The sequence below is a fragment of the Pusillimonas sp. NJUB218 genome, from assembly GCF_003788685.1.
GTDB lineage: Bacteria > Pseudomonadota > Gammaproteobacteria > Burkholderiales > Burkholderiaceae_B > Neopusillimonas.
Map to the genome: position 1 here is coordinate 392,643 of NZ_NQMK01000002.1, position 18,809 is coordinate 411,451.

21 protein-coding genes are annotated in these 18,809 nt (G+C 55.6%); 12 read left to right on the forward strand and 9 right to left on the reverse strand.

The window, feature by feature from the left end; translation table 11 throughout:
• Positions 1–19: 19 nt before the first annotated feature.
• Entirely contained in the window at positions 20–370 is a 351-nt protein-coding gene (locus CHR62_RS04390) for an H-NS family nucleoid-associated regulatory protein (RefSeq protein ID WP_123660126.1), read from the reverse strand.
• Between the two features lie 238 nt (positions 371–608).
• On the opposite strand from CHR62_RS04390, the gene CHR62_RS04395 reads away from it, so the two are divergent.
• From CHR62_RS04395 to thpD, 7 genes are all read left to right on the forward strand, one after another.
• Entirely contained in the window at positions 609–1,424 is an 816-nt protein-coding gene (locus CHR62_RS04395) for a carbon-nitrogen hydrolase family protein (protein WP_123660127.1), read from the forward strand.
• Between the two features lie 25 nt (positions 1,425–1,449).
• The gene (gene tldD / locus CHR62_RS04400; RefSeq protein ID WP_123660128.1) at positions 1,450–2,907 is read left to right on the forward strand and encodes a metalloprotease TldD; all 1,458 of its coding nucleotides are present in this window, start codon (positions 1,450–1,452) and stop codon (positions 2,905–2,907) included.
• A 213-nt stretch (positions 2,908–3,120) separates the two neighbouring features.
• Complete coding sequence (locus tag CHR62_RS04405) at positions 3,121–3,666, forward strand: MarR family winged helix-turn-helix transcriptional regulator (protein ID WP_093971369.1); 546 nt, start codon at positions 3,121–3,123, stop codon at positions 3,664–3,666.
• Positions 3,663–4,214 (forward strand): diaminobutyrate acetyltransferase, encoded by a 552-nt coding sequence (gene ectA, locus CHR62_RS04410; protein ID WP_123660129.1) that lies wholly within the window; start codon positions 3,663–3,665, stop codon positions 4,212–4,214. Before CHR62_RS04405 ends, ectA begins: the two co-directional genes overlap by 4 nt.
• Before the next feature lie 136 nt (positions 4,215–4,350).
• A complete protein-coding gene (gene ectB, locus CHR62_RS04415) occupies positions 4,351–5,658 on the forward strand; it encodes a diaminobutyrate--2-oxoglutarate transaminase (protein WP_093971368.1) in 1,308 nt (435 codons plus the stop codon).
• Positions 5,655–6,053: an ectoine synthase gene (locus tag CHR62_RS04420; RefSeq protein WP_093971338.1), complete on the forward strand. Its 399-nt coding sequence runs from the start codon at positions 5,655–5,657 to the stop codon at positions 6,051–6,053. Before ectB ends, CHR62_RS04420 begins: the two co-directional genes overlap by 4 nt.
• Positions 6,054–6,072: 19 nt before the next feature.
• The gene (gene thpD / locus CHR62_RS04425; RefSeq protein ID WP_123660130.1) at positions 6,073–6,993 is read left to right on the forward strand and encodes an ectoine hydroxylase; all 921 of its coding nucleotides are present in this window, start codon (positions 6,073–6,075) and stop codon (positions 6,991–6,993) included.
• Positions 6,994–7,055: 62 nt separating this feature from the next.
• On the opposite strand, the gene ehuA is transcribed toward thpD, so the two are convergent.
• Genes ehuA through ehuB form a run of 4 tightly spaced genes read right to left on the reverse strand, consistent with a single transcriptional unit; the run spans position 7,056 to position 10,035 of the window.
• A complete protein-coding gene (gene ehuA / locus CHR62_RS04430; protein ID WP_123660131.1) occupies positions 7,056–7,820 on the reverse strand; it encodes an ectoine/hydroxyectoine ABC transporter ATP-binding protein EhuA in 765 nt (254 codons plus the stop codon).
• Positions 7,817–8,509 carry an ectoine/hydroxyectoine ABC transporter permease subunit EhuD gene (gene ehuD / locus CHR62_RS04435; protein ID WP_123660132.1) on the reverse strand — a complete coding sequence of 231 codons (693 nt, stop codon included), beginning with the start codon at positions 8,507–8,509 and terminating at the stop codon, positions 7,817–7,819. Before ehuD ends, ehuA begins: the two co-directional genes overlap by 4 nt.
• Positions 8,510–8,527: 18 nt before the next feature.
• Entirely contained in the window at positions 8,528–9,184 is a 657-nt protein-coding gene (gene ehuC, locus CHR62_RS04440) for an ectoine/hydroxyectoine ABC transporter permease subunit EhuC (RefSeq protein WP_123660215.1), read from the reverse strand.
• Positions 9,181–10,035 (reverse strand): ectoine/hydroxyectoine ABC transporter substrate-binding protein EhuB, encoded by an 855-nt coding sequence (ehuB, locus tag CHR62_RS04445; protein ID WP_123660133.1) that lies wholly within the window; start codon positions 10,033–10,035, stop codon positions 9,181–9,183. Before ehuB ends, ehuC begins: the two co-directional genes overlap by 4 nt.
• Positions 10,036–10,320: 285 nt before the next feature.
• On the opposite strand from ehuB, the gene aroG reads away from it, so the two are divergent.
• Both aroG and mnmA read left to right on the forward strand, forming a co-directional pair.
• Positions 10,321–11,397, forward strand: a complete 1,077-nt coding sequence (aroG, locus tag CHR62_RS04450) for a 3-deoxy-7-phosphoheptulonate synthase AroG (protein ID WP_123660134.1) — start codon at positions 10,321–10,323, stop codon at positions 11,395–11,397.
• Between the two features lie 16 nt (positions 11,398–11,413).
• Positions 11,414–12,532 (forward strand): tRNA 2-thiouridine(34) synthase MnmA, encoded by a 1,119-nt coding sequence (mnmA, locus tag CHR62_RS04455; RefSeq protein WP_123660135.1) that lies wholly within the window; start codon positions 11,414–11,416, stop codon positions 12,530–12,532.
• A 132-nt stretch (positions 12,533–12,664) separates the two neighbouring features.
• On the opposite strand, the gene CHR62_RS04460 is transcribed toward mnmA, so the two are convergent.
• Positions 12,665–13,279, reverse strand: a complete 615-nt coding sequence (locus tag CHR62_RS04460; protein WP_093971330.1) for a glutathione S-transferase — start codon at positions 13,277–13,279, stop codon at positions 12,665–12,667.
• Positions 13,280–13,453: 174 nt separating this feature from the next.
• Between CHR62_RS04460 and purB the strand changes: the two genes are divergently transcribed.
• Entirely contained in the window at positions 13,454–14,830 is a 1,377-nt protein-coding gene (gene purB / locus CHR62_RS04465; protein WP_093971329.1) for an adenylosuccinate lyase, read from the forward strand.
• A gap of 49 nt (positions 14,831–14,879) precedes the next feature.
• On the opposite strand, the gene CHR62_RS04470 is transcribed toward purB, so the two are convergent.
• From CHR62_RS04470 to CHR62_RS04480, 3 genes are all read right to left on the reverse strand, one after another.
• Positions 14,880–15,245 carry a hypothetical protein gene (locus tag CHR62_RS04470; RefSeq protein WP_093971367.1) on the reverse strand — a complete coding sequence of 122 codons (366 nt, stop codon included), beginning with the start codon at positions 15,243–15,245 and terminating at the stop codon, positions 14,880–14,882.
• Between the two features lie 66 nt (positions 15,246–15,311).
• Positions 15,312–15,509 carry a hypothetical protein gene (locus tag CHR62_RS04475; protein ID WP_093971328.1) on the reverse strand — a complete coding sequence of 66 codons (198 nt, stop codon included), beginning with the start codon at positions 15,507–15,509 and terminating at the stop codon, positions 15,312–15,314.
• Between the two features lie 76 nt (positions 15,510–15,585).
• Entirely contained in the window at positions 15,586–15,867 is a 282-nt protein-coding gene (locus CHR62_RS04480; protein ID WP_093971327.1) for a hypothetical protein, read from the reverse strand.
• 440 nt (positions 15,868–16,307) lie between these two features.
• On the opposite strand from CHR62_RS04480, the gene CHR62_RS04485 reads away from it, so the two are divergent.
• Both CHR62_RS04485 and CHR62_RS04490 read left to right on the forward strand, forming a co-directional pair.
• On the forward strand, positions 16,308–17,216 hold the full coding sequence (locus CHR62_RS04485) for a TcpQ domain-containing protein (RefSeq protein ID WP_123660136.1): 909 nt from the start codon (positions 16,308–16,310) through the stop codon (positions 17,214–17,216).
• A complete protein-coding gene (locus tag CHR62_RS04490; RefSeq protein WP_123660137.1) occupies positions 17,213–18,808 on the forward strand; it encodes a hypothetical protein in 1,596 nt (531 codons plus the stop codon). Before CHR62_RS04485 ends, CHR62_RS04490 begins: the two co-directional genes overlap by 4 nt.
• The last annotated feature ends 1 nt before the right edge of the window (position 18,809 follow it).

Consider the following 18,809-nt stretch of genomic DNA (forward strand, 5'->3'; position numbering starts at 1 on the left):
GCCTAGGCCATGTGTTGGCTTAGGGTTGAATTAAAAAATGGTCGCGAGGCGTGCCAGCTGTTTCGGCGTCGGTAATCCACCTAGGTGGTTTTCCGCGCCCTGTCCAGGTGTCGCCGGTTTCCGGGTTTTTGAATTTTGGTGGCACTGTTTTTTTAGGTTTGGTATCGACTGGCTTTGCTGGTTTACGCGACTTGCTGTTAAATGCCGCCGCAATGTCGTCGGGCGTAATTTGATAGTCTCGCATGTCGCGCACAATGGCCTTGATAATGGGGGCGCGTTGTTTTGCTTTCAGTGCTTCAGCCTGTTTTTGCAGTCTGACGATTTCTTTTTCGATCTTTGTCTGTAGTGCAGCGTAAGAATCGCGTGTCATGTTTGACCTATATGGTGTTATTTGAAATGTTTACTTTGGTTTTACCCCTAGATTTTAAATAAAAACATTTCAATTTCAAATTTTTTTTGGCATATGGTTTTTGGAAGCATATTTTTTGTTAAAAAAATTAAAGATTAAGATGTTTTAAATCATAATCTTGCAGTTTATTGTTTTCTAAAATTCCATGGTCTTATTTTTATATTTGCAATGTGTGAGCAAGTATTAAAGGTGCTTGATTATGTCTGGTGGTAAAGATTTTCGTGTGGCAGCTTTGCAAACTGTTTCGTCAGTCTCGGTTGACGATAATTTATTGCAAGCCAGACAGCTCATAGAAAGGGCGGCCGGCGATGGCGCAAATTTATTGGCCTTGCCTGAATATTTTTGCCTGATGGGGCACAACGATACCGATAAGGTATCTATCCGCGAAAAGCTGGGTAGTGGGCCTATTCAAGACTTCCTGGCTGAACAGGCGCAACGCCACGGCGTGTGGCTGGTGGGTGGTACATTGCCTCTTGAAAGCCCCGATACCGACCGCATCTACAACACAACGCTGGTGTTCAACCCCGCAGGCGAAGTCGTGGCGCGCTACGACAAAATCCATTTGTTTGGTTTTCGCAAGGGGGACGAGGCTTATGATGAGTCGGTGTCTATTCGTCCGGGCAAAAATCCGCCGCAAAGTTTCGAAACGCCGGCAGGCAAAGTCGGCCTGTCGATCTGCTACGATTTACGCTTTCCCGAGTTATATCGGGCGTTTGGCAATGTGTCTCTCATTGTGGTGCCAGCAGCGTTTACCTATACCACCGGCTCCGCGCACTGGGAAACCTTGCTTAAGGCGCGTGCCATCGAAAACCAGTGCTATGTGCTGGCCGCAGCCCAAGGGGGCAAGCACCAGAACGGTCGCCGTACCTGGGGCCATTCTATGCTGGTCGACCCGTGGGGCGATGTGATCGATTGTGTGGCCGAAGGGCCTGGCATCGCTGCTGGCATACTCGACATGCAACGCATGGCCGACGTCCGCAGCGCCTTGCCGGCCTTGCAGCACCGTGTACTCTGAATCTTATTAAGGTAGTTCTCCATTTATGAAAATCTCTGAACCCGGTATTACCGCCCTGGCGACGGCAAAGTCGCTCTTGCTCGACCCGTGGGGGCTGAGTGAAGCCGATATGGCGCGGGCGCTGGGTGAAATCTTTACCCGTAAGGTCGACTACGCCGATTTGTATTTTCAGTACACGCGAAGCGAGGGTTGGAGCCTGGAGGAAGGGATCGTAAAGACCGGTAGCTATTCTATTGGTCAAGGTGTCGGCGTACGGGCCATCAGCGGCGAGAAAACGGCTTTCGCGTATTCAGATACGCTTTCTGCCGACGCGCTGCTGTCTTCGGCGCGGGCGGTGCGCTCTATAGGTGCCAAGGGTTCAGGCAAGCAAAAAATTGTGGCCGGCCCCAAAGATTTCGACCATACCCTTTATCCCTTTGTCGACCCGGTTACTACGTTATCGGCCCCTGAAAAAGTCGCCTTGCTCGAGCGTGTCGAAGCCATGGCCCGTGCCGTCGATCCGGCCATCATCCAGGTTATGGCCGGGTTGGGCGCCGAGTACGACGTCATCATGGTGGCAGGCAGCGATGGTCGTCTGGCCGCCGATGTACGTCCGCTTGTGCGGTTGTCCCTTACGGTTATCGCCGAGCGTAACGGGCGTCGCGAAATGGGGCATGCGGGCGGCGGCGGTCGTGCCGGGCTCGAATATTTCACTGACGATATTTTGCGCAGCTATGCACAACGAGCAGTGCACGAAGCGCTGACGAACCTCGAGGCGGTGGCGGCGCCTGCGGGCGAAATGACGGTTGTGCTGGGCTCCGGCTGGCCAGGCATTTTGCTGCATGAAGCCGTTGGTCACGGGCTTGAGGGCGATTTCAACCGCAAAGGCTCCAGTATTTTTTCGGGCCGAGTCGGAGAGCGTGTGGCCGCAAAGGGCGTTACCGTGGTCGACGACGGCACGCTGGCCGATCGGCGCGGTTCACTGAATATCGACGACGAGGGTAACCCGACGCAGCGTAATGTGCTGATCGAAGACGGTATTTTAAAAGGCTATATGCAAGACACCATGAATGCGCGTCTTATGAAGACAGCCGTGACGGGTAACGGGCGCCGCGAGTCATTCGCGCACTTGCCCATGCCGCGCATGACGAACACCTACATGTTGGGGGGCAAAACCCCGGCGCAAGAAATTATCGCCTCGGTAAAAAAAGGTCTCTACGCCGTTAATTTCGGCGGTGGGCAGGTCGACATCACCAGCGGCAAGTTCGTGTTCTCGGCATCCGAAGCCTACCTCATCGAAAACGGCCGGGTCACCCGCCCGGTCAAGGGGGCGACGCTTATTGGTAATGGCCCCGATGCCATGAATCGGGTGGGTCTGGTGGGCGACGATATGCAACTTGATTCTGGTGTAGGTACCTGCGGCAAAGAAGGCCAAAGCGTGCCGGTTGGCGTCGGCATGCCCACAATTCGTATCGATGGCCTTACGGTTGGAGGTACGGCGTAGGGGTTAAACCAGCGGTGCGTCTGTTAAGCAGGTAAGGCGTTTGCATCCGGCCCGAATCATTCAGGTCTGGCGTTAAATAATCGGGGCGGTGTCCAAATGGTTTTGGGCGCCGCCCTTTGTTTTGCCTTGAGGCAACACCTTTTACCCTTGACAGAAATCTTTAATGCCCTTATAGTTTCTATACGAATTAATTTTATTGGAATGTTTCGCGCAATGACGAATACGCCAGAAACCATCCAGGCTTACGACCTGCGCATCTTACGTGCACTGCGCCGCATCACTCGTGCGGTGGCGCTGCATTCGCGCCAGCTTTCGGCCGTCAGCAACATCACGGCGCCGCAGCTTATTTGTTTGCGCGCTGTGGTCGAAAACGGCCCTTTAACAGCGACAGCCATCAGTCGCGAGGTACACGTCAGTGCAAGTACTGTCGTCGGCATTCTCGACCGCCTTGAAGACAAAGGCTTGGTAAGGCGCGAGCGCGGCCGCGAAGATCGTCGTATTGTCTTTGTTTCGGCCACCGAGGCCGGTATTGCGCTGGCCAAGGGCACGCCCTCGCCGTTGCAGAAAAAGCTGGCCGATGCCCTTAACGAATTGCCCGAACTCGAGCAAGCCACGATTACCCTGTCGCTCGAACGCATCGTCGATCTGATGGAGTCCGGTGGTGTGGCGCCTCCTGAGTCCGCGGCAGAGTTGGCCTCGCCCATCCTTGAGGTGCCCGATACGGGTGCGCTGCCCGAGTCCGGTCTGGCGGTCGAATGAGGCCTGTCATGACGGATGACTCATCAATAGGTGTCGAGGTCGCTGACACAAAAGTCATGCCCGCTTTGCGTCGCCCGCAACTTGACGACGCCAAGGCTATCCATGGCCTGATTCAGGCCTGCCCGCCGCTCGACGTCAATTCGCTTTATGTGTATTTGCTGCTGGCGCATCATCACCCCGATACCTGCGTTGTCGCGCAGGCGCCAGGGGGTGAACTTCAAGGGTTTTTGTCGGCTTACGTGCCGCCCGCCTCGCCCGACGTCTTGTTTGTCTGGCAGGTGGCAGTACACGAAAGTGCCCGCGGGTTGGGCCTCGGGGGCGCCATGCTCCGGTCTTTGCTCGACCGCCCTTCATTGTCCGGGGTTCGGTTTATCGAAACCACTGTTGGTCCCGACAATGCAGCTTCGCGTGGCATGTTTGGCTCGCTGGCCCGGCGTCTTAAAACCCAAATTAACGAATCTGCGCTATTCGAAACACACCATTTTGGCGAACACACCCACGAAGAAGAAAGACTGCTTCGTTTGGGGCCTTTGGCCTTGTCGGGTTAGGGCAGGGACTGCGCCCCGGCCAGCCAGGCCGCCATGGTCGCCAGGCAGTGTTTCACTTCATTAATAAGAAAGCCGGTCACCGGTCGTTCAATTTTTCTGGGCGATGCCCCTTCAAAATCGAGAGGAAACCACAATGATGGATTTAAATATTTTTGACCGGATGGAGTCTGAAGTTCGAGGCTACATCCGGTCCTTCCCCGTTATCTTTAGCAAAGCAAAGGGGTCTGCACTGTTCGATCAGGAAGGTCGCGAGTATCTCGACTTTTTCGCTGGTGCAGGCACCTTGAACTATGGCCACAATAACCCCGTACTGAAAGAAAAGCTGATCGAGTACGTTGCAGACGACGGTGTGGTCCATGGCCTTGATATGGCGACCGACGCCAAAAAATACTTTATGGAAACCTTCGAGCGTGTGCTACTTAAGCCGCGTGGTTGGGATTACAAAATGCAGTTTACCGGCCCAACAGGCACCAATGCCGTTGAGGCTGCGCTCAAGTTGGCGCGTCTGGTCAAGGGTCGTCAAAACGTGGTGGCCTTTACGCACGGCTTTCACGGCGTGAGTGGTGGTTCGTTGGCGGTTACTGCCAACCAGAAGTTCCGTGATGCTGCCGGCGTGTCGTTGGCTAACACCACGTTTGTGCCTTTCGACGGTTATATGGGCCCCGACTTCAATACCATTGATTACTTCGAGCGCATGCTTGAAGACCCCAGCAGTGGTTTGGATTTACCTGCAGCCGTCATCGTTGAAACTGTTCAAGGCGAGGGTGGTGTCAATGTGGCAACCCAACGCTGGTTGCGCGACCTCGAAAAGCTTTGCCGCAAATACGACATGTTGCTCATCGTCGATGATATTCAGGTCGGTTGTGGCCGTACGGGCAGTTTCTTCAGTTTTGATTCGGTCGGCATCAGCCCTGACATCATCACTTTGTCCAAGTCTTTGTCCGGTTTTGGTCTGCCGATGTCGCTTGTGCTGATGAAGCCCGAGCTTGACGTCTGGAAGCCTGGTTCTCACAGCGGCACTTTCCGCGGCAACAACCTTGCGTTTGTTACCGCAGCTCAAGCTCTCGATAGCTATTGGGCTGATAACCGCTTTGAAAAAGAGGTTGGCCGAAAGGCTGAAATAGTACGTGACCGTCTGGAAAGCATTGTTCAAAGCTATCCCTCAGCAGGTCTAAGCGTTCGTGGCCGCGGCTTGATTCAAGGGTTGGTTACCCCCGCCGATGACGACCTTGCCAATGCCATTTCTGCCAAGGCGTTCGAGCATGGCCTGGTGATTGAAACATCGGGCGCCAATGACGAGGTTCTTAAGTTGTTGCCCGCGCTCACTATCGAAGAAGAGCAGCTTAAGAAGGGGCTCGAAATTATCGAGCGTAGCGTGGCTGAAGTATTTGAGGCCCGCGGTGTCAGTGCAAAAGTTTTGAAATTTGGAGGTAAACGTCGATGATCGTCAAGAACGTTAAAGATGTAATTGGGACTGACCAGGAAGTGGTCACCGAGAACTGGCTCAGCCGCCGTGTCTTGCTCAAGAAAGACGGGATGGGGTTTTCGTTTCACGAAACGATTATCTTTCCCGGCACCGAAACACACATCCACTACAAGAACCACCTGGAGGCGGTGTGGTGCGTTGAGGGCGACGGCGAAATCGAAACCATCGCTGACGGCAAAAAGTATGCGCTTGGCCCGGGCGTTGTCTACGCGCTAGACCAGCACGACGAACACTGGTTGCGTGGCGGCAAAGAACCCTTGCGCGTGATTTGTGTGTTCAACCCGCCCATTACCGGCAAAGAAGTGCACGACGCCGACGGCGTGTACCCTGCCGAGGTCGCCGACGCGGTTTGATTTATTCCAGGAGGACTGTATGACAACACTACAAGATATATATTCTTCGCGTGATGCCAATACGTCAGCCATTATTGCGCGCCAGGACCCTGTCGTTTATGCGCGGGGCACCTACGCCCAGGCATTGTCCGACGCGCAGCTTGAAGCCTATGCCCGGGACGGATTCATCGTGTTGCACGACGTATTCGGCCCGGACGAAGTGCAGGCTATGCTGGCCGAGGTCAAGCGTATGAGCGAAGACCCCGACATCGTGAAGTTGGACGAAGCCATTACCGAGCCCGGCAGTGACGCTGTACGCTCGATCTTCCGGATGCACGAGCTGAGCGACATGGCGTCCAGGCTGGCGCGCGATCCGCGTCTTATCCATGTGGCGCGTCAGGTGCTGGGGTCTGAGGTTTATATTCACCAGTCGCGGGCAAACCTTAAGCCCGGTTTCAAAGGTAAAGAGTTCTATTGGCACTCTGACTTCGAAACCTGGCATGTGGAAGACGGCATGCCGCGCATGCGGGCCTTAAGCTGTTCGGTGTTGCTGACCGACAATAATGAGTGCAATGGCCCCTTGATGCTTGTGCCTGGTTCGCACCAGCAGTTTATTGCCTGCCAGGGCGAAACCCCCAAGAACCATTACAAGCAGTCATTAAAAAAGCAAGAGTTCGGTGTGCCCGATCCCATCAGTCTGCAGTTGTTGGTTGAGCAGGGCGGTATTGAGGCCGCGACTGCGCAAGCGGGTTCAGTCATCTTTTTTGATTGCAACACCATGCACGGGTCGGCCAGCAACATATCCCCGTGGCCGCGTGCCAATGTGTTCATGGTGTACAACAGCATCGAAAACACGCTCGAGGCGCCCAAAAATGGCCTTAATCCGCGCCCCGAATATATTGCTACCCGCAAAAAATTTGTTCCTCTCGAGCCACTCGAAGCCAAGGTAGCCGCTATCTGACCGGCGAAGGCGTTGATGGTTTGTTTGGCGTTGTGAAAGCGTGTGCTTTCGCAACGCTTTTTTTACGCCAGCTTCAGGAAGGCTCGAGTCCGTGCTTCAGAGGGCGTAGTAAACAAGGTTTCGGGGTCGCCCTCTTCGACAATTTCGCCTTTGTCGAAGAACACAACCCGATCAGAGATCTCGCGGGCAAATTGCATTTCGTGGGTCACCAGCAGCAATGTCAGATCGTCTTCGCTGGCTAATCGTTGAATAACCTGCAGTACCTCGCCGACCAGCTCTGGGTCTAGCGCCGAGGTGGGCTCGTCGAAAAGCATGATGCGCGGCTTCATGGCGAGTGCGCGGGCGATCGCCACGCGCTGCTGTTGGCCGCCTGAAAGTTGGCGAGGGAATTTGTCGGCATGATCTGTCAGCCCAACCAGCGCCAGGTAGTGTTCGGCACGTTCGTTGGCTTCGTGCCTGGACAACCCCAGCACATGGACTGGGGCTTCAGTCAGGTTACGGCGCACCGTCATATGCGGAAATAGATTGAACTGTTGAAACACCATACCCATATGTTTGCGCATGTCGTGCAGGTGTCTGGCTGATGCGGGTACCAGCGCACCGGCTTTTTGTTCGTGCCAGAGCGGCTGGCCGGCTACGTAAACAACGCCCGAATCAATGGGTTCGAGTGTCATGAGAATGCGCAAGACGGTGGACTTGCCCGAGCCCGAAGGGCCGATGATCGTTACTTTTTCGCCAGCCTCGATTGTCAGGTTCAGGCCATTCAGGACGCGAGTTTCGCCGAACTGTTTGACGACGTTTTCAAATTGAATGATGGGGTTGTTCATCGTAACGGTATCCCTTGTTGGGGCAGGCGTTGGTCCAGGACGCGAATGCCGGCGGCAGCGACGAGTGTCATGAGGAGGTAAAGCCCACCCACCATGGACAGCGGTATCAAATAGTTGAACGTGCGGTCGCCGATAATCTTTGCCACATTGAGCATCTCCAACACCGACACCACCGATAGCAGCGGGACGTCTTTCATGATGGACACCAGGTAGTTGCCCAGCGCCGGAATGATTCTGGGAATGGCTTGCGGCAAGACGACGACGCGAAAGGTGTGAAGGCGGGAAAAATCAAGTGCCTTGGCAGCTTTGTGCTGGCCGCGAGGTACGGCTTCAATGCCCGCCCGATACACTTCGGATGTATAGGCGCTGTATTGCAGGCCTAGTGCCAGGGCGCCTGTCATGAACGCAGGGAGCACAATGCCGTAGTCGGGTAATACGTAGTACAAAAAGAACAGCTGGATCAGCAGCGGGGTGTCGCGCAGAAACTCGCTGATGAGTCGGGCGGGCCACGACACAAGGCGCCAGGGCGCGCTTTTTAAGCCGGCGAGCAGCAGGCCAAATAAAGCGGCCAGTCCAAACCCGATAACTGTTGCTTGCAGGGTCACCCAAAGACCTCGCAACAAAATGGGCAAAATCGATGCGGCGAAGAGCCAGTTTGAGTCGGTGTTCCATTCAAGGCCAAACAGCATGGGGTGTCCTTTGCGTTGTTATGAATGGCGCCAGCGGCCAACATGGCGCGCCAGCAGTTTCATCAACGCAGCCAGCATCAGCGCCATGCCAAAGTACATGAACAGCAATAAGGTATAAACCGTTGTGCTGTCTTGGGTGAAATTGCGAATTTGCTCGGCCCGAAACGCCAGATCGCCCAGGCTGATCAGTGACACCAACGCGGTGTCTTTGAGGTTCTGAATGGCCAGGTTGCCAAAACTGGGCATCATTTCAGGCAGGGCTTGTGGCAGGCAGATACGCCACAGTTTCTGGCGCTCTGTAAAGTTCAGCGCTCGCGCTGCTTCATGTTGTTCTTTCGAAACTGATTGCAGCGCGCCACGTACCACCTCGGCGCCATAGGCACCGATGTTAAGCGCCAGGGCGGTAGTGCCCGCCAGCATAGGGTCAAGCCGCAGGTCTAGGCCTACAAATTCGCCCAGCAGAGGCAAGGCGAAGTAAATCCAGAACAGCTGCACCAGAAGCGATGTGCCGCGAAAAAGCTCGATGACGGCGATACTGGGCAGGCGCAGCCAGGCTTTTTCGGAAACACGTCCTATGCCCAGCGTAAAAGACAGCAATGCGCCTAACAGGGTAGAGTAGATCGCCAACTGAGCGGTGACCCATGCCCCTTCAAGCAGCGGCGGCAAGTAGCTTATGAACACAGTTGTTGCGTCGTTCGTTGGGTCGACTGCTCGATGTCGGCTTCCGAAAAGCCATTGTTGCGCAAGATAGCTTGCCACTCATCGGTCTTTTTGAAGGCTGCTAGCGCTTCGTTGACGGCCTGCTGCAGCGACTCAGCGCCTTGCGCAAAGGTAAATGCGCCCCAACTCCGTACTGGCGAACCGTCAATCATCGGATCGGAAAAATCGGCGGCTTGTTCTACTTTATCGCTTTTGGCGGCCAGCTCAGTTACGGTAAGGCTGGTAGCGGCGTAGGCATCGGCGCGCCCCGTCGAGACTGTTGAGATTGCGTCGGCGTTATTGGCAATAGTCACCATGTTTGCTTCGGGCACGCCCAGTGCCTGGAGCATTTCAAGCTGGTCGGCGCCTGACATAATGGCTACCTTCATGCCGGGCTGGCTGAACTGCTCGAAGCTGTTGAGCCCTTTTGGGTTGCCTTGAGCAACCAGCAGGCCTTCACCATACGAGGTGTTTGGTTCCGAAAACAACACTTGCTGACAACGCTGCGGCAAAACGGCCATTTCGGCCGCGACCATATCGAATCGGCCGGCTTTCAAGCCCGGAATGAGCGCACTGAAACTGGCCGTCTCCCATTTGATGTTTTCAATTCCCAAGGCTTTGGCGATGTGTCTGGCGACATCCGGCCCGGCACCTTTGGCCTCACCCGAGAGGTCGGCGTAGCCATAGGGTATTTCGTTAGCGATCGCAATTCGGATCGTGCCGCGCTCGCGAACTTGAGTCAGGGTGTCACTTTGGGCGGGTAGGGCCCAAACCGAAAGCACGGCAACCGCGGCCAGGCGGCGCACAACGTGATTGACTGTTGGCATGTGATCCTCTTCTTTTTATGATTTCATCATCAATGATGCGAAGAAAAATCATAGCGCATATAATCATTCGTGTACAAATTAATAAATCGTTGCGGGTCGGGCTGTTCTTGTGCTAGGATAGGCGCCTATGTACCGTGCTACGAACTTTTTCTTCTTTTATTTTTTTACTTTTCCGACACGTCTGGTGGGGGAAGGGAAGAAACGTATTACCTCGTAGCAAACAAAATTCCCAAAAAGCCGCCAGCGTCGCTAGGCGGCTTTTTTTGTATCATTCAGGAGTCGCAAGTGCCTTACAACACCGATGATCTACGTATCCGAGAAATCAAGGAGCTCAGTCCGCCCGCGCATGTCATGCGCGAGTTTGCTGCCACCGAAGCCGTCTCGTCGACCGTTTTCGCTGCACGGACGGCTATTCATAATGTCTTGCATGGCACCGATGACCGCCTGGTCGTGGTGATTGGGCCCTGCTCGATTCATAATGTAGATGCCGCCTTGGAATACGCGGGGCGCTTGAAAGCGCAGCGCGATCGATTCAGCAGCGAGCTTGAAATCATCATGCGCGTATATTTCGAGAAGCCTCGCACGACGGTGGGCTGGAAAGGGTTGATCAACGATCCGGGCCTGGATGGCAGTTTCAACATCAACCTGGGTTTGCGTACGGCACGCGAGTTGCTGTTGCAGGTCAATAGCCTGGGGTTGCCTGCTGGTTGTGAGTTCCTTGACATGATTACGCCGCAATATATTGCCGACCTGGTTTCTTGGGGCGCGATTGGCGCCCGTACCACCGAAAGTCAGGTTCACCGCGAGTTGGCGTCGGGTCTGTCGTGCCCGGTAGGTTTCAAGAACGGGACAGACGGCAACATCAAGATTGCTGTTGATGCTATCAAGGCAGCCTCGCAATCTCACCATTTCCTGTCGGTCACCAAAGGTGGGCATTCGGCTATTGTGTCGACGGCGGGCAACGAAGATTGCCACGTCATTTTGCGCGGCGGCAAGCAGCCCAACTACGACGCGGCCAGCGTTGAAGAGACGTCTGCGGTACTGGCCAAGTCGGGCTTGCGTCCACGCATCATGATTGACGCCAGCCACGCCAACAGCAACAAAGATTACCGCAATCAACCGGCGGTCATCGACGACGTAGCGCGTCAAATGGAAGCCGGCGACGAGCGCCTGTTTGGCGTGATGATCGAAAGTCATCTGGTCGAGGGTCGGCAAGATCTGGTGGCTGGGCAGCCTCTGGTCTACGGCCAGAGCATTACCGACGGCTGTGTCGATTGGGACTCCTCCGTGCGCATGCTCGAGCGCCTCGCTATGGCGGTAAAAAAACGTCGCGAGGCTGTCGCTAGCTCACTCGACAGCTAATCAAAGGTTTTATTGCATGTCAGAACAGTCTGCCTCGAAGGGGCGTGTTGTCATCGGTATGTCAGGTGGGGTCGACTCCTCGGTATCTGCCTGGTTGCTTAAGCAGCAAGGCTACGAAGTCGTCGGTCTATTCATGAAAAACTGGGAAGATGACGACGACTCCGAATATTGCTCGTCGCGGCAAGACTGGATCGACGCCGCCAGTGTGGCCGATTTGCTGGGTATTGAAATCGAGGCCGTCAACTTCGCCGCCGAGTACAAAGATAGGGTGTTTGCCGAGTTCTTGCGCGAGTACTCTGCCGGGCGCACGCCTAACCCCGATGTCTTGTGCAACGCCGAAATCAAGTTCAAGGCGTTCCTCGATCATGCCATGTCGTTGGGGGCTGAACGTATTGCCACGGGGCACTACGCGCGCGTTCGCGAGGTGCAGGGTGCCGGCGGCCCGCAGTGGCAGCTGCTTAAGGCGCTCGATCACACCAAAGATCAAAGCTATTTCCTGCATCGTCTGAATCAGGCCCAGTTGTCGAAAACTTTGTTTCCGTTGGGCGAGATCCCTAAAACTCAAGTGCGTGAAATCGCACAGCAGTTGGGCCTGCCTAACGCAGCCAAAAAAGACTCCACCGGCATATGCTTTATCGGCGAGCGTCCATTTCGCGAGTTTCTTAACCGATATTTGCCAACACAGCCGGGCCCTATCAAAACACCCGATGGTAAAACCATCGGACGCCATCAGGGGCTGGCGTTTTATACGCTGGGGCAACGCAAGGGCTTGGGCATTGGCGGTGTCAAGGGGCACCAGAGCGACGATGGTACGGCGCAGGCCTGGTACACCGCACGCAAAGACCTTGAAAACAATGTGTTGTATGTGGTTCAGGGGCATGATCACCCCTGGTTGCTGCAGAGCACCTTGCAGGCGCAAGATGCCAGTTGGGTTGCGGGCCATGCACCCGTAGCCGGTGCTTATGGGGCCAAAACGCGCTACCGGCAGGCCGATGCCGCCTGCGTGCTCAATTCGGCAACCGACGACGGTCGTTTTGAGCTGCATTTTGACGATGCGCAATGGGCGATTACGCCGGGGCAGTCGGCGGTTTTGTACGATGGCGATGTGTGTCTGGGGGGCGGGATCATCCTCTGACGCCGATGTTGGCGTGGTCTGTGTGTCGTGCCGTATGTAAAGTGCCGAACGTCAAAAACGCAAAAGGCCCGGGTAATACCGGGCCTTTTGCGTTTGAGTCGAGCGGTGTTTAGCTTACACCGAGCGTGAAACCTACGAAGGCAATTTGGGGATAGTCGTTGAAAATGACGGCCGCGTCAGGAGTTTTGCGTAAAGTGCAGCCAGATGCGGGTAGGTGTCGCGCCAGTTAAGGTCGGGCATACGGAAGTCGAGAAAACCCAGGGCACAGCCCACTGCAACGTCGGCCAAGCTGAGATTGACTCCCATGCAATAACTATTGGGGCCCAGGCTGCGCTCCATAGAAGCCAGCGCCGATGTGATCTTGCCGCGCTGGCGCTGTATCCAGTCTTCGCTGCGCAGGTGCTCGGGGCGTCGCCCCTCGGCCACAATGGTGACGCCCGCATCGAGCAGGCCGTCGGCGATGGCTTCCCAGCACTTGGTGGCCGTGCGATCGCGCCCGGCTTGCGGTAACAAGCGTCCCACCGGCGAAAGCGTATCGAGGTATTCGACAATGACGCGAGAATCGAAAATGCTGCCGCCGTCGTCTGTGACTAAACAGGGCACTTTGCCCAGCGGGTTGAATTCTTTGATTTTGGTGTCGGCCGCCCAGACATCTTCCAGCACGAGCTCGTAGTCGAGCTTTTTCTCGGCCATGACAATGCGAACTTTGCGTACGTATGGGCTGGTCAGCGAACCGATAAGTTTCATGGCGCAATCTTGAAGTGGAAGGTGCAAAAAGTATATCAGGGATGGGGCTGATGTCAGCCCCTGCAAAGGCCGGATGCCGGGGCGACGTCGCTTCGTGACAGATTCTGTGCCTTATATCCCACAATAAAGGGTGGGTGGTAAAATCCCGGCTTGTTTTTTTCTTCGTGAGTCGTAATGCAAATCGCCGATCAACTTAGTCAATTGAATGCACTGTCGCCGCTTGATGGCCGCTATGCCGCCAAAGGTAACCCGTTGCGCGCCACCCTGTCCGAGGCCGGCTTTATGGCGCATCGGGTCGAGGTCGAGGTGGCCTGGCTGATTGGCTTGTCAGACGCCGGTTTGCCCGAGCTGCCCAAGTTTAGCGAAGCGGCCCGCGCGCAGCTCAAGGCGTTGGTTGACAACTTTTCTGAAGCCGACGCTGCACGTATCAAGGACATTGAAAGGGTCACCAACCACGACGTCAAAGCCGTAGAATACTGGATGAAAGAGCAAGTAGAGGGCGATGCCGAGCTGGCTAAAGCCGCCGAGTTCATCCATTTCGCCTGCACGTCTGAAGACATCAACAACACATCGCATGCCCTGATGCTGTCACGTGCGCGCGATGGTTTCTTGTTGCCTCGGCTTACCGAGCTTGCTGCGAAGTTGCGCGAGCTTGCCCATACCTATGCCGATCAGCCTTTATTGTCGCGCACCCACGGGCAACCAGCCAGCCCCAGCACCATGGGCAAAGAATTCGCAAACGTTGTAGCCCGTCTCGATCGCGCCATTGCTGCAGTCGCTGCTGTTCAGCCGCTGGCTAAACTTAATGGTGCTACGGGTAACTACAACGCACATATTTCGGCGTACCCCGAAATCGACTGGCCGGCTTTCAGCGCCGGCGTACTGAGCGGGCTCGGCCTCGAGCAGAATCCGTACTCCATCCAGATCGAGCCGCACGACTGGATGGCGGCGCTGTTCGATGCCGTCGCCCGGGCCAACACCATCATTCTCGACCTCAATCGCGACATCTGGGGGTATATCTCGCTAGGGTATTTCAAGCAGCGTCTCAAAGAGGGCGAGGTCGGGTCTTCGACTATGCCGCACAAGGTTAATCCCATCGACTTCGAAAATTCCGAGGGCAATATTGGCTTAGCCAACGCCGTGTTACGCCATTTGTCCGAAAAGCTGCCGGTTTCGCGTTGGCAACGCGACCTGACCGACTCGACTGTATTGCGCAATCTTGGAGTGGGTTTTGGTTACTGCGCTGTGGCCTGGGATGCCTGCCTGCGTGGGCTGAATAAGCTCGAGCTCAACGCTGCGGCCATCGACGCTGATATTGATAATTGCTGGGAAGTTTTGGCCGAACCGGTTCAAACGGTGATGCGCCGCTACGGTCTGCCTCAGCCCTACGAGCAATTGAAGGCGCTTACTCGCGGCAAGGGTATTAACCAGCAAGGGCTGACCGAATTTATTCAGGGCCTTGATTTACCTGCCGAGCCCAAGGCCCGTTTGCTGGCCATGACACCGCGTTCATACGTGGGCCTGGCTGCCGAATTGGCGCGCAAAATTTAAGTTTGGCTTCAGTAGTGCGCAATGCCCCCGCTTGGGGGCATTTTTATTTTTAGTTCACGCTTTGCGAACTTTGCATTTGGGCCTGTGCCGCCAGGATTTTTTCCTCGAGCTCGGGCGATGTTTTTAACGCAAGCATGGGCGTTGATTCGCCGTCACTGTCGTCTTGTTCAAGTTCTAACGTAATGCTTTGGCCTTCGAATGCAGCCGGGTTGGCCTGTATTTGCACATATTGCTTGAGCAGACGATCGACGGCCTTTTGTGCCTCGGTCAGTTGAATACCAAGGCTTGATTCTGCATGCAGACGGAATTGTTGTTCGATGGTCTTGGCCAGATCCCAGCTGAAAAACAGCAAGGCCTTGTCGCCAAAGCATTCGGGGTGCAAAAAACCCCAGTTCTCGGTTTGTGTCTGATTCAAAATTGCACACGCTGTAGTAAAGATTGCCAACGCTCATTGTAGCGGTTGGTACGAGGGAGCGCCTTGTCAGCGCAGGGCCATCCAGGCCAGGGCGGCAAGCAACAGCCCGAAATACACGACAATGCCGATGACCAGACTGGTCATGACAATATTGAGTTTTTGTCTGAAAGAAAGGCGGCCTGGGCTGCTGTTCTGTTTTCTTAAGTGCCAGCCAATGGTTAGGGCCATTGAAAGAATACTGACCAGAATAATTGCGATTTTCATACCGCTATTCTAGTCGCGGGGGGATTGTGTTGGTCAAGTTGTGTGGCAGCCACAAAGGCTGCCACACCCGGTGTTGTCAGTAAATGGGAATGCGATTCAGGCTGGCGGCCAGCTCTGTAAATGCTTCGTTGCAACGGCCGGGATAGCGGTCGCTGCTACCGGCATCATTCAGCTTGGTTTGAAGCGCCGCAATTGCGTGCTGACGTTTGTCTTCGGGGGTATCGGCAATCGCTTCGTGGAAGCTGGCCGAAAAATCATCGGCCATGCCGGTCAAGTCGGCAAAGATCAGGCCGTCGGTGTCGTAGTGGCGCGCAATTTTAAGGGCACGCCCCCAGAACAGGTCGAGAGTTTCATTCATGGTTTGTCTCCTGTGCAGTTGGCGCGACGGTATGCCGATCGGCAAATCGCCGTGTGCAACTTAAAGGCTTTTGGACGACCAGGAAGTGCAGGCTTTTGGATATTGATTATGGGTAGCCGGTGGCACGTGGGTCGCAGCGGATGAAACGACTTCTGGTCAGGCAACTGAAGGGTAGCAAAATCGTTCTTGCTTGTGTGTTGCCAAATGTAATGTTTCGTGGCGGATACTTTTGCCTCGTATTACGGGCCATTCCGAAGTTGATTTTGTATGGCTGATAAAAATTAAGTAACTGAAAAATAACAATTTTTTATTATTTTTTTAGTTGTGCCGACGCGGGTCGAATCAAGCCATGCGTACAACCCGGGCTTTTTGAGACCTCGCCCAGGCGGCAGCATACGCCTATGTTCAATGGGGGTGTTCCCCGGGTAGGAGTAGCCTGAATGGGAAAGAAGCGAACCTTGTATTTGCCGATGCTGCTGTTGGCTGGGTGCGCCCAGTTTCCTGACCTGCAAACGGCATTTAAGTCGCTTGAGCCGACCGGTGCACAGGATACTGCCATGGTGGCCAGGGGGCAGTTTCATTTTGGTTGGGCGTTGTCGGGAGACCGCAATATTGCGCCCTTGCAGGTATTCGATAACGGCAGCAATGTCTGGCTGCAGTTTGGTGCCGGGAGCCCGGTACCTGCATTGTTTGCTCGCTCTCTTAAACAGGCCCTGCAACACGGCGTCGTCGGCGATCGTTTGTTAACACCCCGGCGCCAGGGCGATTACCTCGTCATTGACGAAGTGCCGGCGTTGTTGGTGATTCGTGGCGGGCATTTGCAAGCTTTTGCTCGTCGAGATGACGATAGGGCACCTTCGGCAGGTGTCGAAGCGATCGTCGATGGCGACGACGCGGGTCATTCGGTTGTGCATGGTGCGCCATTACCGCCGCCTATGCCTGTACCCCCGCCATTGCCGCTTACGCCGCCTATATCGCCGCCGCCCAAGCCGCCCCAGCAACCGCCCGTGGCGTCGCAGCTCGAACCAGGGTCGGGCCCGGCAACCTCGTTTTCCCCGGCGTTTGTCGTGGGGCGATCCGACGGCACGCTGCGCCAGGCCCTGGCGCGTTGGGCTGCGCAGGCGGGTTGGGACTTCGCCCCAGAGCACTGGATGGTAGATGTCGATATACCGATTACTGGGTCGGCAAGTTTTGATGTGCCGTTTGTCGAAGCGGTGCAGGCTTTGGTTGGCAGCACAGAACTAGCGGTTAAGCCGTTGCAGCCGTGCTTCTACTCCAATCGTGTACTGCGCATCGTGCCTTACGCGCAGGCCTGTGATCGTACCCGTGCGGCGGCAGGGCAATCATGATCTGGCTCAAGTTTGTTGCGGTGTTGACCTTCGGGGCGCTGCTTGCCGGATGCGCGCTGCAAGAAAGGTTACGCGAGATATCACTGCGTGTTGTAGAGGCGGGCGACAGCATCGACCAGCGACAACGCGCGTTTGCCGCGCAACTGAGCGACGCCGATGTGCGCCGCTCGGCTCAGCATGTCGATCGTCCGTGGTTGGTGGGTTCACCGCTGCCGCTGTCCCGCGAGTTGACCTTGCCGGTGGCATTGCGGGCCAACGTTAAAACCACGCTTATCTTCACTGCCGAGCCGCGACCTTTGCCTGTGATCGCGCGTCGGATTACCGCTGCGACTGGGATTCCTGTGCATGTACGACCCGAAGCGCTCTGGTCGCTTGATCGGTTTTCACCGCGTTTGGCCGGTAGCGATGCAGCGGGTCAGTCGGTCGTGGTGCTCCCTGAGTCCTCAGTGCGTCTGGATGGCGAGGCACAGCCGTTGTCAGCCATTCTTGACAGCGTTGCCGCCACACTCGGGGTGTATTGGCGCTATGCGCAGGGTCGTATTGAGTTTTATCGAACCGAGACGCGGGTATTCAACATCCGCGCGTTGACGCAGGCGGCTCAGTCCGAGGCGTCTTTGGGGGCCAACCGAAGTGGTCAGGATCAGGGCTTTTCCAGCACTTCAAGCACACGGCTGCAAAGCGAGCAAATTGGTGTGATGGACGTCGTGAAGGCGCGTCTCGAGCCCTTTTTGAGCCGTGCCGGCGTTGCCGTAGCACAAGAGGGCGCCAGCGCGCTGGTGGTGGTCACTGATACACCCGAAGTATTGCAACGCATTGCCGCTTATCTTGATCAGGAGAATCTGGCGCTGACTCGTCGTATCAGATTGGTCTTTGAAGAGATAACGCTGGTCACCAAAGAGACGGCAGAAGCCGGGATGGACTGGGATCTGGTCTTTACGAGTGCCCGAATGGCGGCGACAGTCGCTTCTGCTGGCTCTGTTGTGACCGAGGCGGCCAGCCTGGGGGTGTCGCTTGCCGAAGGGCCGTTCAAGGGTTCCGAGGCCATGATCAGGGCGCTTGGTCAGGTGGGGCAGGTAGTCAGACGCAGCAGCGTTCCGGTATTGACACTGAATCGACGTCCGGTCACGCATGCGGTGCGTACGACGTTCTCTTATATCGACAAAGTTCAAACTACGGCCTTGGGGCAGGGGTTAGAAAGCAGTTTACCCACGGTGTCGGTCAGTCAGAAAGAAGAAACGGTGGGTTCGTTATTGACCTTGATCCCTGATGCGCAGGAAAACGGTCAGATTTTATTGTCATTGGCCTACGACAACACTGTGGCGCAACCTATCAAGTCCGTCACGTTCGGCGACGCACGCAATCCCTTGCAGCTGCAGCAGGTCACCATTGATGGCAACGGTACGGTTCAGCAACTTGTTTTGCAGCCTGGACAGCCTTTGCTGGTGTCGGGTTTTGATCGGGGGCAGCACGAGCTCGATACACGTCGCCTTAATCCGGGTATGCCGATGTTGCTTGGGGGTAGCGACCGTGCCGCGCAACAGCAGATCAAAACGGTCATAGTCATTACGGCGCAAGTCGAGGAGGGGTTCTAGC